Genomic DNA, 21,100 nt, shown 5'->3' on the forward strand with positions numbered 1-21,100 from the left:
ACGAAAACGTCATTATTCAGGAAACACGCCCGAATGTCATTATGGTAATATCGTCATTCTGAGGACGCCCATTAGCATGACGCCTGACATCTGCCAACAAAGCTTGTCCTAATTCAGCAGCATTTTTATCACGATTGGCTTTAATAAAGTCACGCATGCGGTCCAACGTATACAATTCACCTTCCGGATTCATCGCTTCATCAACACCATCGGTAAACAGGATCACAATCTCACCTGGTGCCAAATCACGTTCTACAACTTTGTAAGGAAATCCTTCCATTACACCAATTGGCACACCAATGCTCTCTTCTGGAAATTCATCGATTATCCCATCAGGTTTTAAAATCATGGGAGACATATGCCCTGCATTCACAAGAGAAAGTCGATGATTTCTGGTATCCAGTATGACAAGTACATACGTCACAAAACGTCCTTCGACTGCACTATCACACATATGGTCGTTAATCGCTTCGACCGCAGGACCGACTTCATGTACAAATCGCATCGTATTTTGTACACAGCTTGAGATACGAGCCATGATCATCGCCCCTGGAACCCCCTTTCCTGCAACATCTCCGAACGAAAGCCCAATCTTGTCATCAGGCAGCTCAAAAATGTCATAGTAGTCTCCCCCGACAGCCTGTGCAGAATGATATGAAGCAAAAAACTCGTAACCTTCCACAGTAGGAACGGAACTTGGAAGAAGTCCCTGTTGAACGCCGCGCGCTATGTTCATCTCATTGTCTTGTTTCTGTTTTTCCATGAAAGAAGACATCAGTCGCGCACTTTCATACGAAAGCGCTGCCTGACCGGCAACCGACATCAAAAGATCCAAATCTTCTTCCTGGAATTGTTTCAGTGGATTTTGAGTATCGATATTAATAATGCCAATCGGCTCTTCTGCAAGCCCCATCATGGGGACACACATCATGGAACGGATCGATAAATTTGAAATGGATTCACTGGCATCGAACTGAGAGTCGCTTGCCGCATCGGCCGATAAAATACCGGACTTTTCCTCAAGAACCTTATTGATAATAGTTCGGCTTAATTTGACAGTCGCGTCTTCCCCCTCACGACGATGTTTAAATGCTCTAGGAACCATTTCACCATTTGATTCCTCTTTAAGTAGAATGCAACCACGGTCTGCAGCGGGAAAAATATTGAACAATGTCGTTAGAATTTGGGGTAACAGCTTCTCCAGATCAACTGTTCCCGCAAGGCTACGACTGATTTCAATCATCGCTTTTAATTTGGCTTCTGGACGTACATCGAGTCCACCAAAACCTCCAGCTCCAGAAATAGCCCCCATTATGGTTGCCGCACCACTGTCCTCGTCAGTAGAAAATCCGATATCAAAACCAGAGTCAAGCACAGATCCGATCGATGACTGCTTTGATTCATTTACTTGATCAGTCTCGAATCGAAATAGAATCGGACCGACCTTCAAACGATCTTCATGCTCTAATTGGGTTCGACCTTCAATTTTTTTGCCGTTGACAAAGGTCCCGTTTCCACTTCCCAGGTCTTCGACGAAAAACTGATCTCCCTCCCCTATGACTTGTGCATGACGGCGAGAAACCATATTCGAATCGAGTTGGATCTGGCATTCTGGGTGCCTGCCTAGTACTGTTTGCTCTCCGGAAAGCGAATAAGACACTGCTTGACCGGCTTGCAGCATGACCAGGGTAGCCATATAGAAAACCCTTATTAGAATTTGTTTAAAGATATGATTAAAACTGGATATGAAAAATATTTTATAGTGCTCAAGTTCCAGATGCAATCGCTTCAGAAACTCGAATCGCCTACTTTAACAGCTGAAAATTGTTTCAACATTTCCCCGCAAAACCAGTTTACCGAGTTCAATAGCGCGCTGTTCAGACCAATTTCGGTTAATTACAAAGTCCGTGGCTAAAACATTTGCTAATACACGACGATACATGCGAAATTTAGGTAAAGCAAATTCCAATTTGTACATATCACTGTAATAACCAATCAGTTTTGTTTTCGGTACTGCTTCCAAACGACTTTTACAATCAAACGTAATAAATGCAGGCGTATTCGAATACCACCAATGACCATTGATGACAACATTTGGAAAGATCCAGCTATAACTAACCAGTTCCTGATTGCTGGTACTTGTTAACACAGAAACAGGGAATGTAACTTTCGGAAACGCGTTGAACAGCTCCTTATATTGTATCAGCGATGTGCGTTTGTCATATAAATCCTGTCCCTGGTAAACTCCTGCTTCATAAACCCGTCTATTGACCCCAATCATCAAATCAAATGGTAATCTATATACTCCGCAATATTCTGCCAGTGTCCAGAATACAAATTGACTAACCAGTTTAGACTCTTCAGAATTTAAGTCATCACCTGCAAAAAGTGAGCGCACGGTAGAGTCAACTTGATCGGCAGTTACTGAAACAGGAGAAAAATCTGGTGGTAACGAAATCGCACAAGCCCGCGCACCGTTTGAGGTGAAATGTTCAAATAATTCGCCAATGGCTTCTCGCAGCGTGCTAGCACACCCAACATCCACCTGAGTCGCTTTCCCAAGACGTTCCCGCGTTTCATTTTTTGTAAGGTGAAAGACAAGATCATCCGTTCTCAGACAAGGGATGTAAAGCTTGGTATCGAAACCTTCCAGAGGGTCGTCGAAATCATTTGTTAAAAAGACCCGTTCGAGACCACTCTGTTTTAAAACTTGTTGCTCCCAGTCTGGTTGTGCCATTTTCTCGGCAGCTGTGTCATAGAGATACTCCCAATTGGATTCTGTAATTGTCTCGTCTTGGAAATCAAAAAATTCGCTACAGATATCCATCAACCAGCTGAGTTGTATCGTATTATCCAGATCACCCAACTGAGTGACCAACCGCCCTACTTTTTCTTTGGGATCAATACCAGGCTCTTCGATTGATTCTTTGGCGAGTCCCGCAGAGTGTGCTAACTCCGTGTAGTAATGGTACCCCATTATATCTGCTAATGTTGTTGAAGCGGCAGAGTGGGGATTGATATGTGTATGAGGGTCAATCAGAACGAGACTCTCTAATTCATCAAAAATACGTTTATTTAACTGTTCAGACATAATGAGATGGTTCCTGCTAATTTCAGACAATAATCAAGTATTCAGCGAATATAATCAGTCAGCCGTAACAGTGCAATCAGGTGGTGAATTCCCATAAATTTCAGTAACCAAAATGCATAAAAAAGCGACTCTGCGTCAAATGCCACAGAGTCGCTAAATATTGCTTGATTAACTAAATGTATGAAAGAATTATTTTCCCACTTTGGCCTGTTGATTTTGTGAAGGAACTGGGGGTGGATTAAAGCTGTTACGTAGCTTACCTGTTTTTGCATCCCAGACTCTTAAAACCCCATCTTCTCCTCCAGCAATCACGGTCGCTTCATCTCGACTGGCAGCAACACTATAAACATAATCTGTTGAACCACCCAAGTTACGATAATTGGAGCCGTTGGTAGTCAAATGCAGACGAACAGTTTTGTCGCCTCCCCCACTGACAACATTAGCGCCCAGCCCAATGAAGGAAATGGATGTTACCTGCTTAGAATAACCTTTAATAGTACGTTTTTGTTCGCCAGTTTCGATATTCCAGACTTTGATCACATTATCTGCACCTGAACTGACAATCGTCGATTCATCTGCTTTCCAGGCTACATCTAGAACATGGTGTGTATGGCCTTCAAATGACTTAACAAACTTACCTGTTGCGACATCGAAGATTTTAACAAATTTGTCAGCCGCACCACTCAGCAATGATTTTCCTGTAGGAGAAAAACGTATTCCCAAAACGGTATCACTATGAGCGTTTTCAAATGTTCGTACAACTTTTCCAGTAGCCACATCCCACAAGATGATTTCTCCACTCCGAGAAGGGTCTCCCCCACCTACAGCAAGTAGCTTTCCATCTGGACTGAAACTCAAACAAAGTGCCCGATTGGAAATCGGTGAGTTCCCAACTTTGGTTGGATCTTTAGGGTCGGTCCCTAATTGAGCCATCAGAGACCATACAGGTTGGATACTTTGAACTAATACTGTTTTATCAGTACTACCTGAAACGACTGTCGTTTTTGATGTATACGCTACGGCAGATACTGCAGCGGTATGGCCAGACAGTGTGTCCAGTTCCTTACCAGTGGTGACATCCCAGATGCGTACTTTCTGGCTGTCATCACCAGTCACGATTTGCTTACCATCTTCTGAAAAGGCGACTGACTTTATTGGATATAAAACGGTCGCTTGCTTTTTTACTTCTGCTAATGCAGCATCCATTTGTTTGGCCGTTGCATCCAAAGCAGTTTTCTCTTTGGTACGCTCTGCAAATTGGCCTTTGATTTTTGTCAACGTTGTACCAGCAACCTTCACGGACCGCTCAGCAGACGTAATCTTTTTTGCGGCAGCTGCGGCAGCATCAGCCAGTTTTTTTGCTTCCGCTTCCGTATCTGTAACCTTCTTATCGACGGCTTTGGTATTTGGCTTACTGGCAGCAAGCTTAGTCGCAGCCGTCACAGCAGCAATTGCTTTTGTGACTGCTTGTTTTGCAGAATTAACAGCCTTTGCCGCCTGCTTTTCGTCATTTGTTTTTTTCAGTTTGGCTGCTGCTAATTTTTTCTGAGTGGCATCAAATGTCGCCTTAGCTTTTGCGACAGCGTCTTTTTTCTTTTGTACGGCAGCTTTATCAGCAGGATCAGGCTTGACCGCATTAGCAACATCCAATGCTTTTTTAGCAACAGCGACTTCTTTTTCTACAGTGGTTATAGCAGTCTGATTTGCCTGGTTCACCTGCTTTAGTTTTGCATCAGCATCTGCTACTGCTTTATCGGCCGCCACTTTTTGTGCATTTGCTGCTTTGACAGCATCTTCGCCTTTCTTCTTATGATCTGCTAACAGTTTTAACTGTTCATCCTTAGCTGCTTTCACTTTAGGGGCATAATCCGTAACCTTCTTCTGTGCTTCTGGTAACGCCTTTTTCGCTGCCGCTAATTCTTCATTTCGTTTTTTCAATTCCGCTTCACGGTCTTTCACATTCTTGTCAGCGGCTTTCACTGCTGCATCACCCAAAGCAACCTTTTGCTTCGCGACTGTCTGAGCTTCTGTTGCTAGAATCATTTGACGCTCTTTACTCAAATCACCTCGGAACTCTTTGAGCATTTTACCGTTACTTAACTGCCAGATTTTCCCGGTTCCATTTACAGAAACCGATACTAAATTCTTAGCATCCGGGCTGACATCAAGATCACTCACGGGAGCTCCATGATTAATCGATCTGATTTGCTTTTTGCCTTTCAAATCCCAAATACGAACGGTGTTATCTTCACTACCTGAAACCAATTGTACGCCGGCTGGCATGACTAGCTTTAATGAAGTGACTGGTTTAGCGTGTCCTTTGAGTTCAAATAAAGCAGCAGGAATTTCTGGTGCTTTTTCTCCTGCTTTCGGTACAGGAATCACCAGCGACCAGACATAAATAATATTGTTGACTCCACCAGCAATCACCTGTATACCATCTTTACTGACTGTCAATGTGTTGATGATCGCAGGAGTTTTCATTGTAGAAATTTGCTTGCCATCTGCGGCATTCCAAACACGCAGACTTTGATCAGCAGATGATGTGACTATTTTCGTACGATCTGGCGTAAAAGCCAAACCTTTGATTTCACCGCCATGTCCTTTCAACTCAACGAGTTTCTGTCCTTCAGGCAATTTCCAGAGAGAGGCGCTGTTATCGGCGGTTGCCACAGCCAACACACTCCGATCTGCGTTTAATGCCAAACCGGTAATCGCCGCAGGCAGGTCCATTTTTTTTACAACCGCTCCTAATGATTTTTTCCAAAGTTTCACAACTCGATAACCGCCAGAGGCCAGCATGTTACCATCGGAATTAAACGCCAGCGAATGAACAAAATCACGATGTGCGGCTCCTTGTGGGTAAAATGGTTTGCTTCCCTTTTTTAATTTCACTAAAGCAGGATCATTTAAATTCGCTGCTTCTATTCCTGTAGCAAGGTCATAGATGGCAATCCGATTCGCGCGTCCGACCGCAGCATAACGTGCCCAGGGAGAAAGTGCTGTACTATAAATTGAATTCAAACCAGGTGGTAATGACTGCCAGACAATACCCGCATCAGTTGACTTTCCACTGGATTTGGCTCCTTCAAGAATCCACTGACGCAGGATACCAACCTGCTGAGGAGTAAGAGCTTTTGCACCTACCTTATTTGGCAGAGGAGGCATGAAGCTTTCTTCTGTGCGGGACGCTACTTGATAGAGATAACTTTCATCCGGCTTACCGGGTACAACAGAAGCCCCGCTGTCTCCTCCTTTGAGCAAATCCTTTACGTTTTCCAGAACAAGCGCGCCTTCCTTTTTGGCAACGTTATGACAGGCAATACAGTTGGCATCGAGGATCGGAAATACATCCTTCTCGAAGCTGACAGGGCGCCCCAACTCCACTTTCGCAGGTTGAATCGGTTTCTCTTCAGCCACTGAAAAGCGCCCCACCACGAGGACGATAGCTAACATGACACATAAATTTGTAAACCGGTTCCACATAACTTGTCCCTCTTTTATCACTGTTTGGACAGTTGAGATAAACGATCAACTGTTTTTTATTTGAAATAATTTAATCTGATTGATTTAAAACTACTTTGTGACTTTTAACTTAATAGGTGCATCAACTAATGCTTTTCCTTGAAAGTCAGCTTTTGCCTGGACAACCAAGTTGGCAAGGTCACCTTCAGTGGCTTCAGCACTCGCTTTAATTGGAAACGTTACTTCTGTCTTGTCCGCAGGGATTTGAGCAGTGCCCGCAGTGACTCCCTTTACTCCGGGAGGAAGTGGCAATGTCAATTCGACTGGTCCTTTGAATCCGTTAATGCGTTTAACAGTCGCTTTTACATCGATGGTCGCTCCTTTTTTCAATGCTCCACCACCGGGAACACTGAGAGCCAAAGTAACCGGTGCCGGATTGACACGAATAACTAAAGGAGTCGAAGGGGCATATACCTTGATTTTCTTAGGAGCGGCTGCCTTTTCCGCGGCGGTGACTCGTTTATCAGCTGCTTTTTTAGCAGCATCAGCTGCTTTCACACGATCTGTGGCTGCTTTCACTTCCTGCGCGGCTTTAGCCTGTTCTGCTTTCATTTGCTCAGGAGTTTTACCTTTCGCTTTGGTAAGTGCATCGCGTGTTTTTGTTGCAGCGGCAAGAACTGCCTGGGCTTCAGTCAATCGCTTAGTAAATTCAGCCTGTTCTTTCTTCGCCTCATCTACTTGACCTGGATTGCGGCGGTATGAGACATCAACTGTTGATTGTAAATAAGTGGTATACACACCAGGCTTCGCATTATTTTTGACGAAGATCTGAAACAATTCGTCCTGCTTCCCTTTAGCAATTGTTTTATTCTGGATCGTGATATTGCTGTTTTTGGGAATACCATTCCAGGCCAAGGCAACAGCGTTATCGAAGCCAGTCCGCTTCACGACTTTGACGGGAACCAGAATTTGTCTGCCCTGATTCACATTTACCTCTTTCACATCGGCTACGACTTGATAGGGAGCCACCTCATCAATTACTGAAAGTCCCAGGGAACGTGCAATACGCGACTCTGCACGAACATTATTTGCAACAGGACGCAATACAGTGGCAGCACGTGCAACTCGTTCCAGCTTCTTAGCATCTGCTCCTGCAGCATGACCTACGATTTCAATCTGACCTGACCATTTTTTTGCGGTTTCATCCGCCTGGATAATCATTTCTGTATTATTCTTGCCAGCACCGATGCTGGCCGCTTTGCAAGATACACCTGGTGGTAAACCTTTCACTGATAGATCTATTGTTTCATTAAACCCATCCTGTCTAAGGGCCATGACAGAAATCTTGAAACAATCTCCCTTACGCAGAGCAATTGCAGCAGGTCCTCCTCCTGTATTCACGGCCTGAGGATACAAGGGTAATGCAACAAGTCGATAATCGGGCTTTGGTTGTCGAACAATAGCGCGGTAAACCATTTGTGGATTGCCTCGCGTTTCAAACTGCAGGTCACGAATAGTAACACGGTATTCACCATCAGCGGGAGCAGTCAAAATGTAATACGGGTCATCACTTCGTGTATCAAATAATTTGCCACCAAGGTCAGGAAAGACACTCGTTGCCCCCACAGAAGCTAATCGTTTGAACGTTTCTTTTCCTTCTTTGTCTTTAATAACCTGATCGACAACAATCACAGGGTCCATGACCATTCCGTTTCTCTGCCCATAGACTTCAATCGAGTATTTTTCTTTCGCTTTTCCTGTAAAGCGAAACATGTCAACGTCATTCTTTGCTTCAAATTGACCGACAAATTCTCCTGGTAAGGCCAATTTTTCTTCGATGTTCTGTTCATCTTGAACAATTTTGCCTTCCGCATAGAAAATAGTTACAGGATTCGAACTTCCTGCGGGTGTTTCCCAAACGTAAGGAAAGCCATCAGAACTGACTTCATAAGAAAAACCCTGCTCCCCCATTTGTAATGTTTTTGGTTTAGCAGGTAGTGCAATTTGAACCTGCACTTCCTGAAGTGACTCTTTGCCAATGCTTAAATTCGAGACTTTACCTCCCGGCAGATTATAACCGTACAAAGTATAGTTCGAAGTAGTCCCCGGAGTTCCGGAGGGTGGAATGATGAATTCAATATGAGGTTTTTTGTGGACACTCAAGCGATAAATATGTTGCGCGCCGCCAGAGTAAGTCAGATCATAAACTTTAACCTGATATGTTCCGTCCAGAGGAAGTGTAAGATTGACATACGGGTCACTACGAAACGTGTCGCGTTCACTGGCAAGACGTCTTTGATCAGGACCATAGACCTCGACAATCGCAACCATGGGTGAATCAATTCGCGCTGCACGACAGTCGATAGAAACCTTCTCGCCCTTCTTACCAGTAAAAGAAAAGTAATCAATATCAGTTGCTCCCTGCAAAGCTGCATTCACAACCGAATTTAATTCCATTGGGGTTGCCTGATTTAATTGGTTATTCGGCTCAACCTCTGCTTGTTCCTTTATATCGCTGACAACAAACGAACGAGGATTGCTGAGTCCATATAAACCATGTGCTCTGATATCATAAACTCCGGCAGGGACATCTTTACCAATGGTTACCAGGAATGTATTCAGCACTGGAGTCTTTTTGCCATTACTCTCTTGCATTTTAGGTACGGCGGTAATTCCGGCGTGACTGAACCACAGTGAATCGAGTTTTTCCAGATCTTTTCCATTGGTAACCTTTAATTCAAAGGTTTGTCCTTTTTGGCCTCCCGATGGAGAGACTGCATACACAATTGTCTGCGGTAACTGTGCCCAAAGCATCTGAGAATTCGACAGGAAGAGGGAACTCACTCCTGCAACGAAAAAGCAGACAACCTTCGCAAAAAAACGACGTCGGTCAAAAAATTGCGTTTGCGTCATAGTAATGCTACCAATTTTCTGGATGGAAGTTTCTGGGAGGAATCATGGGAGGAGATCGCCAACAATCTCTTTTTCTCTTATAAAAGAAACGAAAATCGCAGGCTATCTTTAGTTTATTGTAAAAAAGCCGACAGCCATTGTCTAAACCTAAAATAGCTGTCAGCTTGAATTTCAAAGAGTTTATCAAATATCGAAATTAGTGATTAAACAAGAATTCTTTAGTATTAATCAGAGCCCATATAATATCCTCATAAGCAATTTGTGGTTTCGCTTTATGCTTTTCGATGTACGAAAGCGCGAACTTCATTTCCTGCTCTTGAGGAGCACGGGAATACACCCAACGATAAAGCTCCTGAATTTTCTCTTCATTTGACCGCTTGGTATCTTTAGCGAGAGTTGCAGCGCGGCTGGATCCATTCGTGATCTTATCCTGTACTTCCTTACTGTTCAGCAAATGTAAACTCTGAGCAAGGTTGGCACTTTGTGAACGCTCGCACTCACAAGCCGTATCCGCCTGAGGTTGTCCAAAGACTTTCAAAAAATAAGGTGCTGAAGTCGCATCTGTAATTTGAATCGCTTTCGCTTCCGCAGGCAGTCCGGAAAAACGTTGTGTCGAATTCGTGACTTGATGAAAGACATCATACAAAACTTCTGCAGTGAGTCGCTTGGGATAATAGCGTGAGAAATTTTGTTTATCTTTCAAGTTGTGCTCATTGGGCAATGAACTCAGTTGATAGGCATTGGAACGACAAATCGCACGCACGAGTTCCTTTAAGTCGAATCCACTTTCGACAAAATGTTTTGATAGACCGTCCAGAAGTTCCGGATTAGCGGGAGGATTAGTCGCCCGCATATCGTCTTCGGGTTCAACAATTCCTCGACCAAAGAAATGTTTCCAGTAACGATTAACCAGCGCTTTGGCAAAGAACGGGTTATCCGTTCGAGACAACCACTGCACAAGTGCCACACGAGGATCACGTTCTGGGCTTAATTCAAAAGGTTCCATTCCCAGAGCCGTTGGTTTTAGATTTTCTCCCGAACGAATATTCTTTGCAGTTGCAGTACCTTCTTTATGGAAAATTCGCTTATCACGAAAACCTCTTGTACCAATGGGTCCAGAGCTGGGATCTTTCGTCCCCACACGACTGAAGAAAGCAGCGAGTCCGTAATAATCATTCTGGCTCCACTTCTCAAAGGGATGATGGTGACAACGAGCACATTGAATACGAAGCCCTAGGAATAGTTGGGCTGTGTCTTCCACTTGTTCTTCGACGGTATTGACTTCACGATACCAGACCACCGCAGGATTCTGTCGATATTCTCCCGATGCAGAAAGAATTTCGCCTACGAATTCATTGTATGGCTTATTCTCATAGAGACTATTCCAAATCCATTTATAAAAAGCATTCGTACCTGCGATATCAATCGGTTGAAGTTTTTTGTTACGTAAAACCATATTCCATTTATTGGCAAAATAGTCCGCGTAAGCGGGACTGTCGATCAAACGATCAATCAGTTTGTCCCGTTTCACAGGATCTTTATCTGCCAGGAACACTTTTACTTCGTCTTCAGTGGGTGTCGAACCTGTAATATCGATATAGACTCTCCGCATGAACGTAGCATCATCGGATACAGGTGAAGGAGGAATTCCTAAAACCTTCAACTTATTGAAAACAGCTTCATCAATCAGATTACGCGATTTAGGGAGATTCGCAATCGTGACCCCCAGAGGAATCGTCGCCCGGAAGGTAGACACCTGCCCTTGATAACGGGCCATTATGGCAACCTCACCAGATAAGTTTAAAGTTTTAACCAAACCGGTTTTATTGACTTCCGCCATCTCAGTGTCGTTGGCTTCGAAAAGAGCCATCCGAGTGACGTCTTCCGTAGAACCATCTGAATAAGTGGCAATGACTGAGATCTGCTGTTCGGCTTCCTGCCCCATTGTTCTTGACTGAGGAAAACATTCAATTGAGGCAACTGTGCGATCCTGATCACTCCCATAAGGCATCCCCTGCTCTATCCAACGATAAAGCAAACGATACTCATAGGAATCGGATTTGATCAATTTTCCACCACCGTGTGGAGTAACGCCGGTCCCTTTCATCAAAAGGAGACTTTCTGCGGGCGACGTAGGAAACAACCGACGCCCCCGGCCTTCTTTGACAAGAAACTCATAATCATCTTCAGGATAAAATCCAAGCAGTGATAATTTAAAACCGTTCTGTCCGCTGGCTTTTCCGTGACACCCACCGCTATTACAAGTCAGCTTGGTAAATATAGGAACTACTTGATTCTTGAAATTGATCGCCTCGGGTGATGCGATTCCCTGGACTGAGATAGGAATCGATGCCTTCTTACCATTTTTTGCAGTGACAGTGAGTTGAGTCTGGCCATCATTATGTGGTGTGATATAACCATCGCTTGAAATCGTAGCAATATTCTGATTCGTAATTGCATAAGTCACATTGCGAGTCAAGTCCTGCAATTTACCGCTCGCCAAAACTCCAGTCACAAAAACTTGCTGGCGTGAATCGGGGCCTCTTAACAAAAGCAATTCTTTCTCACCCGGATGAGGTCCAATCTGGATTTCCTTAAAGTCCGCAGGCACATTGGCAGCCGGCGCCCCCAACACATTCGTTGCACCGAAACCAGAGATAAGAAACATCACTCCACATAGCATAAGGATCTGTGGCATCCGAGAGCCCTTGAATCGGAAATCCATACTTAATCACTCCTGTGCAACTGGTTTTATTTTTAGCTTCAGGCCTGTCAACAAACTATTTTGTGCGACTACGAGCAGACCTTTTCAAAATATGGGTTTAAATCTGAAAACGTTAGTAATCTGGTTGGTTTATAAGGAAAGTTTTTTTAGGTAAGCTTACCAACCAGTTCAGACCAGTTGGTTAAGTTTTGCGGACTTGGCCAAGCCCATTACTGAATGGACTTTTCCTATTTATTCAATGTATCAAAGTTTATTGAATTGTCAATCTTTTAACCAAGCACTTGCGAAAGAAACTGTTATTTTGAACACATTCAATTGCCACACTCATGATTCGCTACACATTGCCATTTGATTCAATTGTGATTAGTACAACTGTCAAAAGCCGATTCACTCGCAAAACTCGTACAATAATTAAAATGTATTAACCACCTTAAAACAGTGTTCTTTGCCAATAAATCTCACTGGAATCAGTCAGTTCTTTCAAAAACAGGATTTCTTTGATTGCCAGTAAATATCTCTTCTATAGAATAAAAGTTAGCACAGATTCTGCCTCAGGGCTTTCTCGTTGAGTAAATTTTGAGAATCAACTTTCTTACTAACTTTCCAGGTGGCTCCAAAACAATCACATGTCTGACTCAGAAAATTCCAGTCCTCAAATTCCCAATATTCAACTTGTCTTTGAACAACTACGAGCAGGCAAACCGGTTATTGTGACCGATTCCACTGAGCGAGAAAATGAAGGTGATTTTATCGTCGCCGCTGAATCGATCACACCACAGATTGTGCAATTCCTCTTACGTTATGGTAGTGGAGAATTGTGTGTCTCTCTTCCCGAGGAAGTCGCCGAACGCCTGCAACTAAATCCCATAGTAGGACCTGATGAAAATACGGCTCCTAACCAGACACAGTTTCTCATCCCCGTCGATCATAAAGATAGTGGAAGCGGCGTGAGTGCAGAGTTTAGAGCTCTCACAATTCGCGCTTTGAGTGACGAACATTCCCAAGCATCCGATTTTGTCCGCCCCGGTCATATTCACCCGTTACTTGCCAAGCAGGGTGGTATACTTCGTCGCGCTGGTCATACAGAAGCCACAGGTGACTTACTACAAATGGCCGGGCTAAAGCCTGTAGGTGTGCTCATCGAAATTCTCAGTCAGAAAGGATTCGGAATGGCTGACGCCGACGAACTCCGAGAAATTTCTGATCAGTTTGATATTCCCATTATTTCGACAGCCGAGGTTATTCGGCATCGATACATTAGTGAAAAACTGGTGCACCGTGAAGTAGAAGTCCCTATCAAAACAAAAAAGTATGGCACAGTTCAAGTAATTGGTTATTCGGTGGAACATGAGAGTCAACAACCTGTGGCATTAGTCTGGGGTAATCTTTCAGCAACTGAAGCTCCTCTGGTCCGAATGCATTCTTCATGTTTTACAGGTGACTTGCTCGATTCTTTGCGCTGTGATTGTGGAGATCAATTGCATATGGCAATGGAGGCAATCTGCCAAGAGAAAGCGGGAGCCGTTGTTTATCTCCCGCAGGAGGGACGCGGTATTGGATTGATTCCCAAACTCAAAGCATACGTACTGCAAGATGAGGGTCTCGATACAGTAGAAGCAAATCTTCAGTTAGGATTCAAAGCGGATAGCCGAGACTTCACCGTGGGAGTCCAGATCTTAAAAGATCTGGGACTTACCAAAGTACGTTTGCTGACCAATAACCCCAAAAAAACAGACTCAGACGTTTACACAGGCTTCGATTTGGAAGTTGTAGAACAAGTACCGATCGTAGCGCCACCTCATAAAGACCGTGAGTTCTATCTGCAGACCAAACGCGATAAGATGGGACACATTCTGCCGACCACTCCCGCTGATTGAATTCACGCAGAAGAGAAACGGCTCGCTGAGAGAAAATTGATCGGGTGCTTGGTCGTACCTTGCGTTACTAAATCGGCCAGTATTTCTCCGATCACTGAAGCAAACTTGAATCCGTGTCCTGAAAAACCGGCTCCATACACAACCCGGTGATTAAGTGCGTGACGATCAATGATGAAGTGACCATCGGGAGTCCTCGTATACATACACGTTCCATGCCTTGTTGGCATTGATTCTAACTCAGACATAACTTCGCTGATAAAACGCGAAATGGAATGCATGTCCGTCTCCAGTAAGTCTCGATTCAAGTTCCCTGGATCAACAACCGTTTCTCCTCCAGTGTGTTCAGCCAGCTTGAGAGTCTCCCCATCAAGGGAAGGAAAGCCATAGAACTCGCCATAAGGCATATCAAAAAAGAAACCTCCCCTTCCCGCATCTAAATCATAAACTGGTTGTTTAACCGGATTCCAAAACAGAAGCTTTCGCACTACTTCGAGTGGCAAATTCAGATCCTGCAGATAGGTACTACTCCACGCTCCTGCCGTCACGATCACAGCGGAAGCAGAATATTCTTGAACGTCAGTCGTCACTTCAATCGAGTCATCATGAATTGAAACGGAGTGTATTTTCTCATCGAGACAAACCTGAGCGCCCTGCTCTATCGCACACTCAATATGAGTACGCACACATTCTTCCACATACAGTAGTCCAGCTTCGGATTCATAGGTGACTTCAAAATCATGGGGGATTTGAAATCCTGGAAAACGCTCGACAGCATCTTCTGAAGAAACTTTCTCAACGGCGACATCATATAATCGGGCAGCCTCGTACACACCTCGAATCACTTGACCATCGGGTGGGCCCGCTACCATTAAGCCGCAGGGATTGAAAAGCAATTTTCCCGAGGCCTGCTCCAGTTCACGCCACAATTCGTATGCACGCTCAAGCAAAGGAATATAATTGGGATGCTCGAAATAAGCCTTGCGAATGATGCGCGTCTCACCATGAGAGCTTCCACGATCATGGGCCACTCCGAACTGCTCAATACCCAGCACATTCAAGCCGCGTCGTGCGAGATGATATAACGCACTACTGCCCATACCACCTAAGCCCAGAACCAGATAGTCAACATGAATCGTCATGAAACAAGCTTACTCTTTCCTAATTGTATCAACACGCACAAAGATGATTTGGCTCAAACAAATTCGAATCTTAATTTGACGTTTGAGATTGTTGATTTCGTTTTTTTGCATCTTCGATGATTTTTTTCTGGGCTGCTTTCAAACGTTCTGGCCATTTAAAATGCTTGGCCTTCACAGGATCATACCCTTGTAAGTGATTCTTGAGTCTTAGCAGAGGTTTACTGTAAACCAACTTTGTCTCGCCAAAAACCTCTTTGCATAAAGCAGCCAAATCTGGATCATAGGCAACTAATTCTTCTCGCGTATTGACATGATTATGGTCCAAATCATTTTCGCGATTATTATTGAACCAGGATTGTACGCCTTCCGCAAAATATTCCATCCGGTTCACCGAAGGATATTTTCCTTTCCATAAACCTGCTTTCATCGCTTGTTGATATACTTTTTCTAGTCGCTCATCAAACGTCGGATCAATCTGATTCAGACCTCTTAAATGAATGTTATGTGCAAACTCATGAATTAAGATGCATTCCGCTGCATACGGGTCACCGGGAAATGCAAGCAAATTTTCTTCTCCACATGAACAAACGGGATCTGTAGCTGACCCTCCCAAGCCCCGCGCACGTACGTCCCAATAATCCTTAGGTTTAAGGTGTGCATACTCCGGAATGTCGGTTGTAAAAGCATTACAGGGAATCACAATAAATCGTGAGCCGCTTTCAATCATTGCTTTACGGATATCTGGCCGATGGGCAAGCATGATATCAATAAGCCAGGCTGCTTCTTTCAAGGCATAATCGTTCACTTGGTCAAAAGCAACAACCGGATAACCACTCGCACTTACATATTTGGTATATGCCTTGGGTAGCTTCAATGCATCAGGTGGAATAGTAACACGATATTCTTTTGCATGTATGAAAGCCGGAATAAGTAACGACACGAGCAAAAAAAGAACACGCTTCACCTTGAATCTCCTCGAAATGATTGACCAACACGAATCTCTATCTTGACCAGATTACTCTGTATGATCAAGGTTTTATTCGAATTACTATCACAGCTGGATTTAATCCAAGGGTATATGATAAAAAATTACCGGGTGTTCGGAAAAAGACAGTCAACCTACCCCACATACACACTGACCATCAAATTTGAACACCCGGTAATTAATGACATGACAGAAAACCATCAAAGGATGATCATTTTCTGTTAAAAGATCTGGAACAGCATCGCACGGCTTGCCACTTCACGATTACAACCCATACAAGCCGCGCTTGTTGTTACAGTATCTGTTTCCGTCAAACTCCTTTCTTTACTCGCTGCCGGGAAGGCAAATCGCGCTTCCCAGCTTTAATCTGTCCATTTCCAAACCGAAATGATTTGGAAATCCCCCCTGGGCAGATAGATCGTCAGCAGCGGTTATCTACTCTTCGTGTATTTAACAAACTAACCGGGCTGCTTCTGCAACGGAAAGTACTCCGATCGACGTTGAGCCGGGAAGAGAATCGCCGTCCCGATTATCCTCCCGGCTCTTATGCACTGGTTTACTTTCTGCCTCTAGTTCTTCCTCGAATAATTCACCTCTAACAACGCGGAGGTGATCTGGAGCATCAACGCCAATTTTGATGGAGCCTTTTCCTGTACGAATCACTTTCACCAGAATTTCATCTCCAATTCGGATTTCCTCAGTCAACTTCCGTGTCAAAACCAGCATGATCACTACTCCTTTATCATTCGATCCTAGCCCAGATGCATAATTAGTTTACTTTTGTCCAAAATTGCCTGTCCACAAGCAATCTGTTGGTCATCTGCAAATACTTAATGCGATTAGTGTGCCAATCCAATTTCTGCACAGACATATTTCCCTTAAGATATTTATCAGAAATCACTTAAGACTTTTTCATTAGTTTTGTATTTCGTTCAAACCACAGTCCTTTTTTCAATAATCTGTTCCCAATAGTACAATTTTCAATTGGGTAATATTCTCAGGACATGATTTTTATCTTTTCCAAGGGTAGGAAACGATAAGGGTGCGGCTTCGGTTGCATTATGGGACTGGGCAAATATACTATTGGGTTCCTTTAAAGGATCGAGCTTCAAAACTGCGATCATCTTACGTCAAGTAGTCTCAGCAAGCGCTGAGTTTTTTAGAACCCACTAGATAGTCAAAGAGTTTACAAATGGGTCAAAAGTGTGATTCCTGTGGCAAGACTCCTGTAGTCGGTAATCGAGTTCGTCAACGTGGTAAATACAAATACCTAGGCGGTAACGGTCGTCAGACAACGGGTATTTCCAAACGAGTTTTCAAGCCGAACTTGCAAAAAATCCGTGTTCAAGTTGGAGGCAGCGTTCAAACACTACGTGTTTGTACCCAATGCATTCGATCTGGTAGAGTTACCAAAGCCGTCGCTAGAAAACCGTTTACGCTACCAACTAAATAGTATTAGTCTCGCTCTAAAATAGAACAAACGATGAGCACTCAACTCTCAGAGGATGATGTACTTAAAGTTGCTTCACTTTCCCGACTAAAACTCTCCGAGACGGAAGTTCATACTCTGGGGAAACAGATGGAGTCCGTGTTGAAGTATATCGACATGCTAAACGAGTTGGATACCAAATCCATCGAACCCATGGCTCACGCGATTGAGATTTCCAATATCTTTCGCAATGATCAACTGCAGGAAAGCCTGCCACGAGACAAAGCGCTCTCTAATGCGCCTCAAACGGATGGAAATTACTTCCTCGTTCCCGCAATTCTCTAGTTGTCCGGCGTTTAAACAATTGCTTACCTGAAAGCAAAAAATTCCAAGGCCCGGCTTGATCACAAGTCGGGCCTTTAAAACTAAAAGGGAGACTCGACATTCCATGTCCAACATGTCAATGACCGCAAGTAAATTGCTTGCGAAAATGAGTTCAGGTGAAATCAGCAGTGAAGAAATCACTTCTGCCTGTTTGAATGAAATCGCCCACCGAGACAACAACATCAACGCCTTTCTCTCTGTCCAGCAGGAATCTGCATTAGAGAAAGCGCGAGAAGTCGATCAAAAACGAACAGCGGGAAAGCCGCTGGGAAAGCTGGCAGGCATCCCCGTTGCACTCAAAGACAATATCTGTACCGAAGGCGTGAACACTACTTGCGCCAGTAGAATGCTGGAGAATTTCGTTCCGCCTTATGATGCCCATATTGTTGAAAGGCTGAAAGCGGCTGACGCGGTCTTGATTGGCAAAACCAATCAGGATGAATTTGCCATGGGTTCGTCAACCGAAAATTCAGCGTTCAAGACCACAACCAACCCCTGGAATACTGCCCACGCCGCCGGTGGTTCAAGTGGAGGCTCAGCAGCAGCGGTAGCCGCTGGTTTTGCGCCGCTGGCATTAGGCAGTGATACAGGTGGATCTATTCGTCAACCAGCCAGCTTTTGTGGCGTTGTTGGTTTGAAGCCTACTTATGGCCGCGTTTCTCGTTATGGATTAATTGCTTTTGCCAGTTCTCTCGATCAAATCGGCCCTTTTGCCAGAGATGTCACCGATGCCGCACTAGTGATGGAAATTATCGCAGGTAAAGACCACCGTGATACTACAAGTCTTGATGCAGCAGTTCCTGAATTTACATCGGAGTTAGAACAACCACTCGAAAATCTCAAAGTCGGATATGTCGAACACCTACAAGAAGAAGGGCTTCACGACGAAGTCAGAGAAGCGACTCTTCGTGCACTGGATGTTTATAAATCTTTGGGAGCAGAACTGGTCCCAATTAAGTTGCCGCACGCTAAATATTGTGTTGCCACTTATTACATTATCGCTCCTTCCGAAGCCTCCAGTAATCTTGCCCGTTACGATGGCGTGCATTACGGTTATCGTGCTGATCATTTTGAAAATATGATTGATATGTATGCTGCAAGCCGCGGGGAAGCATTTGGTGATGAAGTCAAACGCCGTATTATGCTGGGGACTTATTCACTCTCATCCGGTTACTACGATGCCTATTACCTCAAAGCATTGAAGGTCAGGCGATTGATTCGAAATGATTTTGAGCAGGCGTTTCAATCAGTTGATATCATCGCTTCGCCGGTAACACCCACTCCCGCTTTTGCTATCGGTGAACATGTAGATGATCCGCTGGCAATGTATCTGGCTGACATCTTTACAACCAGCGCTAATCTTTCTGGTATCCCAGGAATCTCAATTCCTGCCGGCTTCAGTGAAAATAAATTGCCGATCGGCTTACAATTATTGGCACCTCCACTGGAAGAAGAAAGACTCTTACGTGCCGCCCGCATGTTTGAGCGGGAAACAGAATGGCACTTGAAGCATCCAGAATAAAATAAATGGACGATATTTCTCATTACGAAATTACTTTTAACTGAATCTAGAACATTGAAATAAAGGTTAGCGTGACATAATGGACTATACGGTCATCATCGGTCTTGAAGTTCACGTGCAGTTACAGACCAACACCAAACTCTTCTGTGGCTGTTCTACAAAATTCAACCCGGATGAGCCTAATACACAGACCTGTCCCGTCTGTCTGGGTTTACCTGGTGCACTGCCGGTATTAAATCGAGAAGCATTTGAATTAGGCATGAAGACAGGATTGGCCATTAATTGTGAGATTCCTTCTTTTACAAAATGGGACCGTAAACAATACTACTATCCTGATCTTCCCAAGGCATACCAAATCAGCCAATATGATCTCCCTATGAGTCAAAACGGCTGGCTGGAAATCGAAATTAATTCTGAAACTCGTGAGAAGAAAAAAATCGGGATCATCCGGGCTCATCTCGAAGAAGATGCCGGCAAAAACAGCCATGATGAATCTGGGAGGGGACAAGATAGCAAGGTTGATCTGAACCGTTGTGGAACGCCTTTAGTAGAGATTGTTTCCGAACCAGATTTACGATCAGCTCAGGAAGCTCGTACCTATCTGGAAGAATTGAAACTGTTACTAACATATATCGACGTTTCCGACTGCAATATGCAGGAAGGGAGCCTTCGCTGTGACGCCAATGTAAATCTCCATGTCCATCAAGAGACTGGTGAATCCATACCAACTCCGATTGTGGAAATCAAAAATCTGAATAGCTTTCGAGGCGTAGAGCAAGCAATAGAATACGAAATACAAAGACAATGGAAAGCATGGCAGGAAACGGGGCTCAGCCTGAAAGAAGTACCTAAAGAGACTCGTGGCTGGGATGCAGATCGCGGTATCACTTTGGAACAACGGGGAAAAGAAGATGCAGCAGACTACCGCTATTTTCCCGATCCGGACCTGGCACCTGTCAAAGTCACTGACGCAGATCGCGAACGTATCTTAGAAAAACTATGCGAACGCCCGGCCGAGCGCAGAGCCCGCCTTGAAGAACGCTATCAACTCTCTTCCTATGATGCAGCAGTCATTATTGATCAGGGAATTGATTTTGCTGACTATTTTGAAGCCGTTGCCGAAAGTTCTCAAAATGGTAAACAAGCCTCCAACTGGATCACACAGGATGTGCTACGTGAGTTAAAAGAACGGGAACTAGAAATCGCAGAGTTTCCAATTAAACCAGATGTTCTCTCTGCAATCCTGCAAAAAGTCAAAGCCAATGAAATTACGAATAATAGTGCCCGCATCGTATTCCAGGAGCTACTTAACAATTCAAAAGATGCTCCCCGAGCTGAACAAATACAGCATATTGTTGAAGAAAAAGGTTTGGGACTTGTCTCTGATACGGGCGAACTTGATGCGATCATCCAAGCGGTCGTTGATAAAAATGCAAAAGCGGTAGCTGATTTTCAGAGCGGAAAACAAGCTGCGGTGGGCGCACTGATTGGCCAGGTCATGCGTGAAATCAAAGGAGCAGATCCGAAAATGGTTCGTCAACTCTTAATTGAAAAAATGAGTTAAAACGAA

Annotated in this window: 13 protein-coding genes; 5 read left to right on the forward strand and 8 right to left on the reverse strand. The window is 44.2% G+C overall.

Going from position 1 to position 21,100, the window contains the following annotated elements; all coding sequences use genetic code 11:
* Window positions 1-16: 16 nt before the first annotated feature.
* The 5 genes from V202x_RS24690 to V202x_RS24710 all read right to left on the reverse strand — a co-directional run bounded on the left by V202x_RS24690 (window position 17) and on the right by V202x_RS24710 (window position 12,167).
* A complete protein-coding gene (locus V202x_RS24690; protein WP_145179465.1) occupies window positions 17-1,696 on the reverse strand; it encodes a SpoIIE family protein phosphatase in 1,680 nt (559 codons plus the stop codon).
* 114 nt (window positions 1,697-1,810) lie between these two features.
* On the reverse strand, window positions 1,811-3,091 hold the full coding sequence (locus tag V202x_RS24695) for a glucuronate isomerase (RefSeq protein ID WP_145179466.1): 1,281 nt from the start codon (window positions 3,089-3,091) through the stop codon (window positions 1,811-1,813).
* 189 nt (window positions 3,092-3,280) lie between these two features.
* Entirely contained in the window at window positions 3,281-6,577 is a 3,297-nt protein-coding gene (locus tag V202x_RS24700; protein WP_145179467.1) for a c-type cytochrome domain-containing protein, read from the reverse strand.
* 90 nt (window positions 6,578-6,667) lie between these two features.
* Window positions 6,668-9,469, reverse strand: coding sequence for a hypothetical protein (locus tag V202x_RS24705; RefSeq protein WP_145179468.1), 2,802 nt, complete (start codon window positions 9,467-9,469; stop codon window positions 6,668-6,670).
* A 196-nt stretch (window positions 9,470-9,665) separates the two neighbouring features.
* The gene (locus tag V202x_RS24710) at window positions 9,666-12,167 is read right to left on the reverse strand and encodes a DUF1549 domain-containing protein (RefSeq protein WP_232098687.1); all 2,502 of its coding nucleotides are present in this window, start codon (window positions 12,165-12,167) and stop codon (window positions 9,666-9,668) included.
* A gap of 653 nt (window positions 12,168-12,820) precedes the next feature.
* On the opposite strand from V202x_RS24710, the gene ribA reads away from it, so the two are divergent.
* On the forward strand, window positions 12,821-14,071 hold the full coding sequence (gene ribA, locus V202x_RS24715) for a GTP cyclohydrolase II (RefSeq protein WP_197993084.1): 1,251 nt from the start codon (window positions 12,821-12,823) through the stop codon (window positions 14,069-14,071).
* Between the two features lie 2 nt (window positions 14,072-14,073).
* Here ribA and solA read toward each other — a convergent pair whose 3' ends face one another.
* The 3 genes from solA to V202x_RS24730 form a co-directional block, all read right to left on the reverse strand.
* Window positions 14,074-15,210, reverse strand: coding sequence for an N-methyl-L-tryptophan oxidase (solA, locus tag V202x_RS24720; RefSeq protein ID WP_145179469.1), 1,137 nt, complete (start codon window positions 15,208-15,210; stop codon window positions 14,074-14,076).
* Window positions 15,211-15,280: 70 nt separating this feature from the next.
* Window positions 15,281-16,174 carry a hypothetical protein gene (locus V202x_RS24725; RefSeq protein WP_145179470.1) on the reverse strand — a complete coding sequence of 298 codons (894 nt, stop codon included), beginning with the start codon at window positions 16,172-16,174 and terminating at the stop codon, window positions 15,281-15,283.
* Window positions 16,175-16,645: 471 nt separating this feature from the next.
* Window positions 16,646-16,921: a carbon storage regulator gene (locus V202x_RS24730; RefSeq protein ID WP_144988288.1), complete on the reverse strand. Its 276-nt coding sequence runs from the start codon at window positions 16,919-16,921 to the stop codon at window positions 16,646-16,648.
* A 466-nt stretch (window positions 16,922-17,387) separates the two neighbouring features.
* Between V202x_RS24730 and rpmB the strand changes: the two genes are divergently transcribed.
* From rpmB to gatB, 4 genes are all read left to right on the forward strand, one after another.
* A complete protein-coding gene (gene rpmB / locus V202x_RS24735; protein ID WP_145179471.1) occupies window positions 17,388-17,648 on the forward strand; it encodes a 50S ribosomal protein L28 in 261 nt (86 codons plus the stop codon).
* A gap of 30 nt (window positions 17,649-17,678) precedes the next feature.
* A complete protein-coding gene (gene gatC / locus V202x_RS24740) occupies window positions 17,679-17,969 on the forward strand; it encodes an Asp-tRNA(Asn)/Glu-tRNA(Gln) amidotransferase subunit GatC (protein ID WP_145179472.1) in 291 nt (96 codons plus the stop codon).
* Between the two features lie 103 nt (window positions 17,970-18,072).
* Window positions 18,073-19,530 (forward strand): Asp-tRNA(Asn)/Glu-tRNA(Gln) amidotransferase subunit GatA, encoded by a 1,458-nt coding sequence (gene gatA, locus V202x_RS24745; protein WP_145179473.1) that lies wholly within the window; start codon window positions 18,073-18,075, stop codon window positions 19,528-19,530.
* Between the two features lie 79 nt (window positions 19,531-19,609).
* A complete protein-coding gene (gatB, locus tag V202x_RS24750; protein ID WP_145179474.1) occupies window positions 19,610-21,094 on the forward strand; it encodes an Asp-tRNA(Asn)/Glu-tRNA(Gln) amidotransferase subunit GatB in 1,485 nt (494 codons plus the stop codon).
* Window positions 21,095-21,100: the final 6 nt, after the last annotated feature.

The sequence above is a fragment of the Gimesia aquarii genome, assembly GCF_007748175.1.
GTDB classification, from domain to species: domain Bacteria; phylum Planctomycetota; class Planctomycetia; order Planctomycetales; family Planctomycetaceae; genus Gimesia; species Gimesia aquarii_A.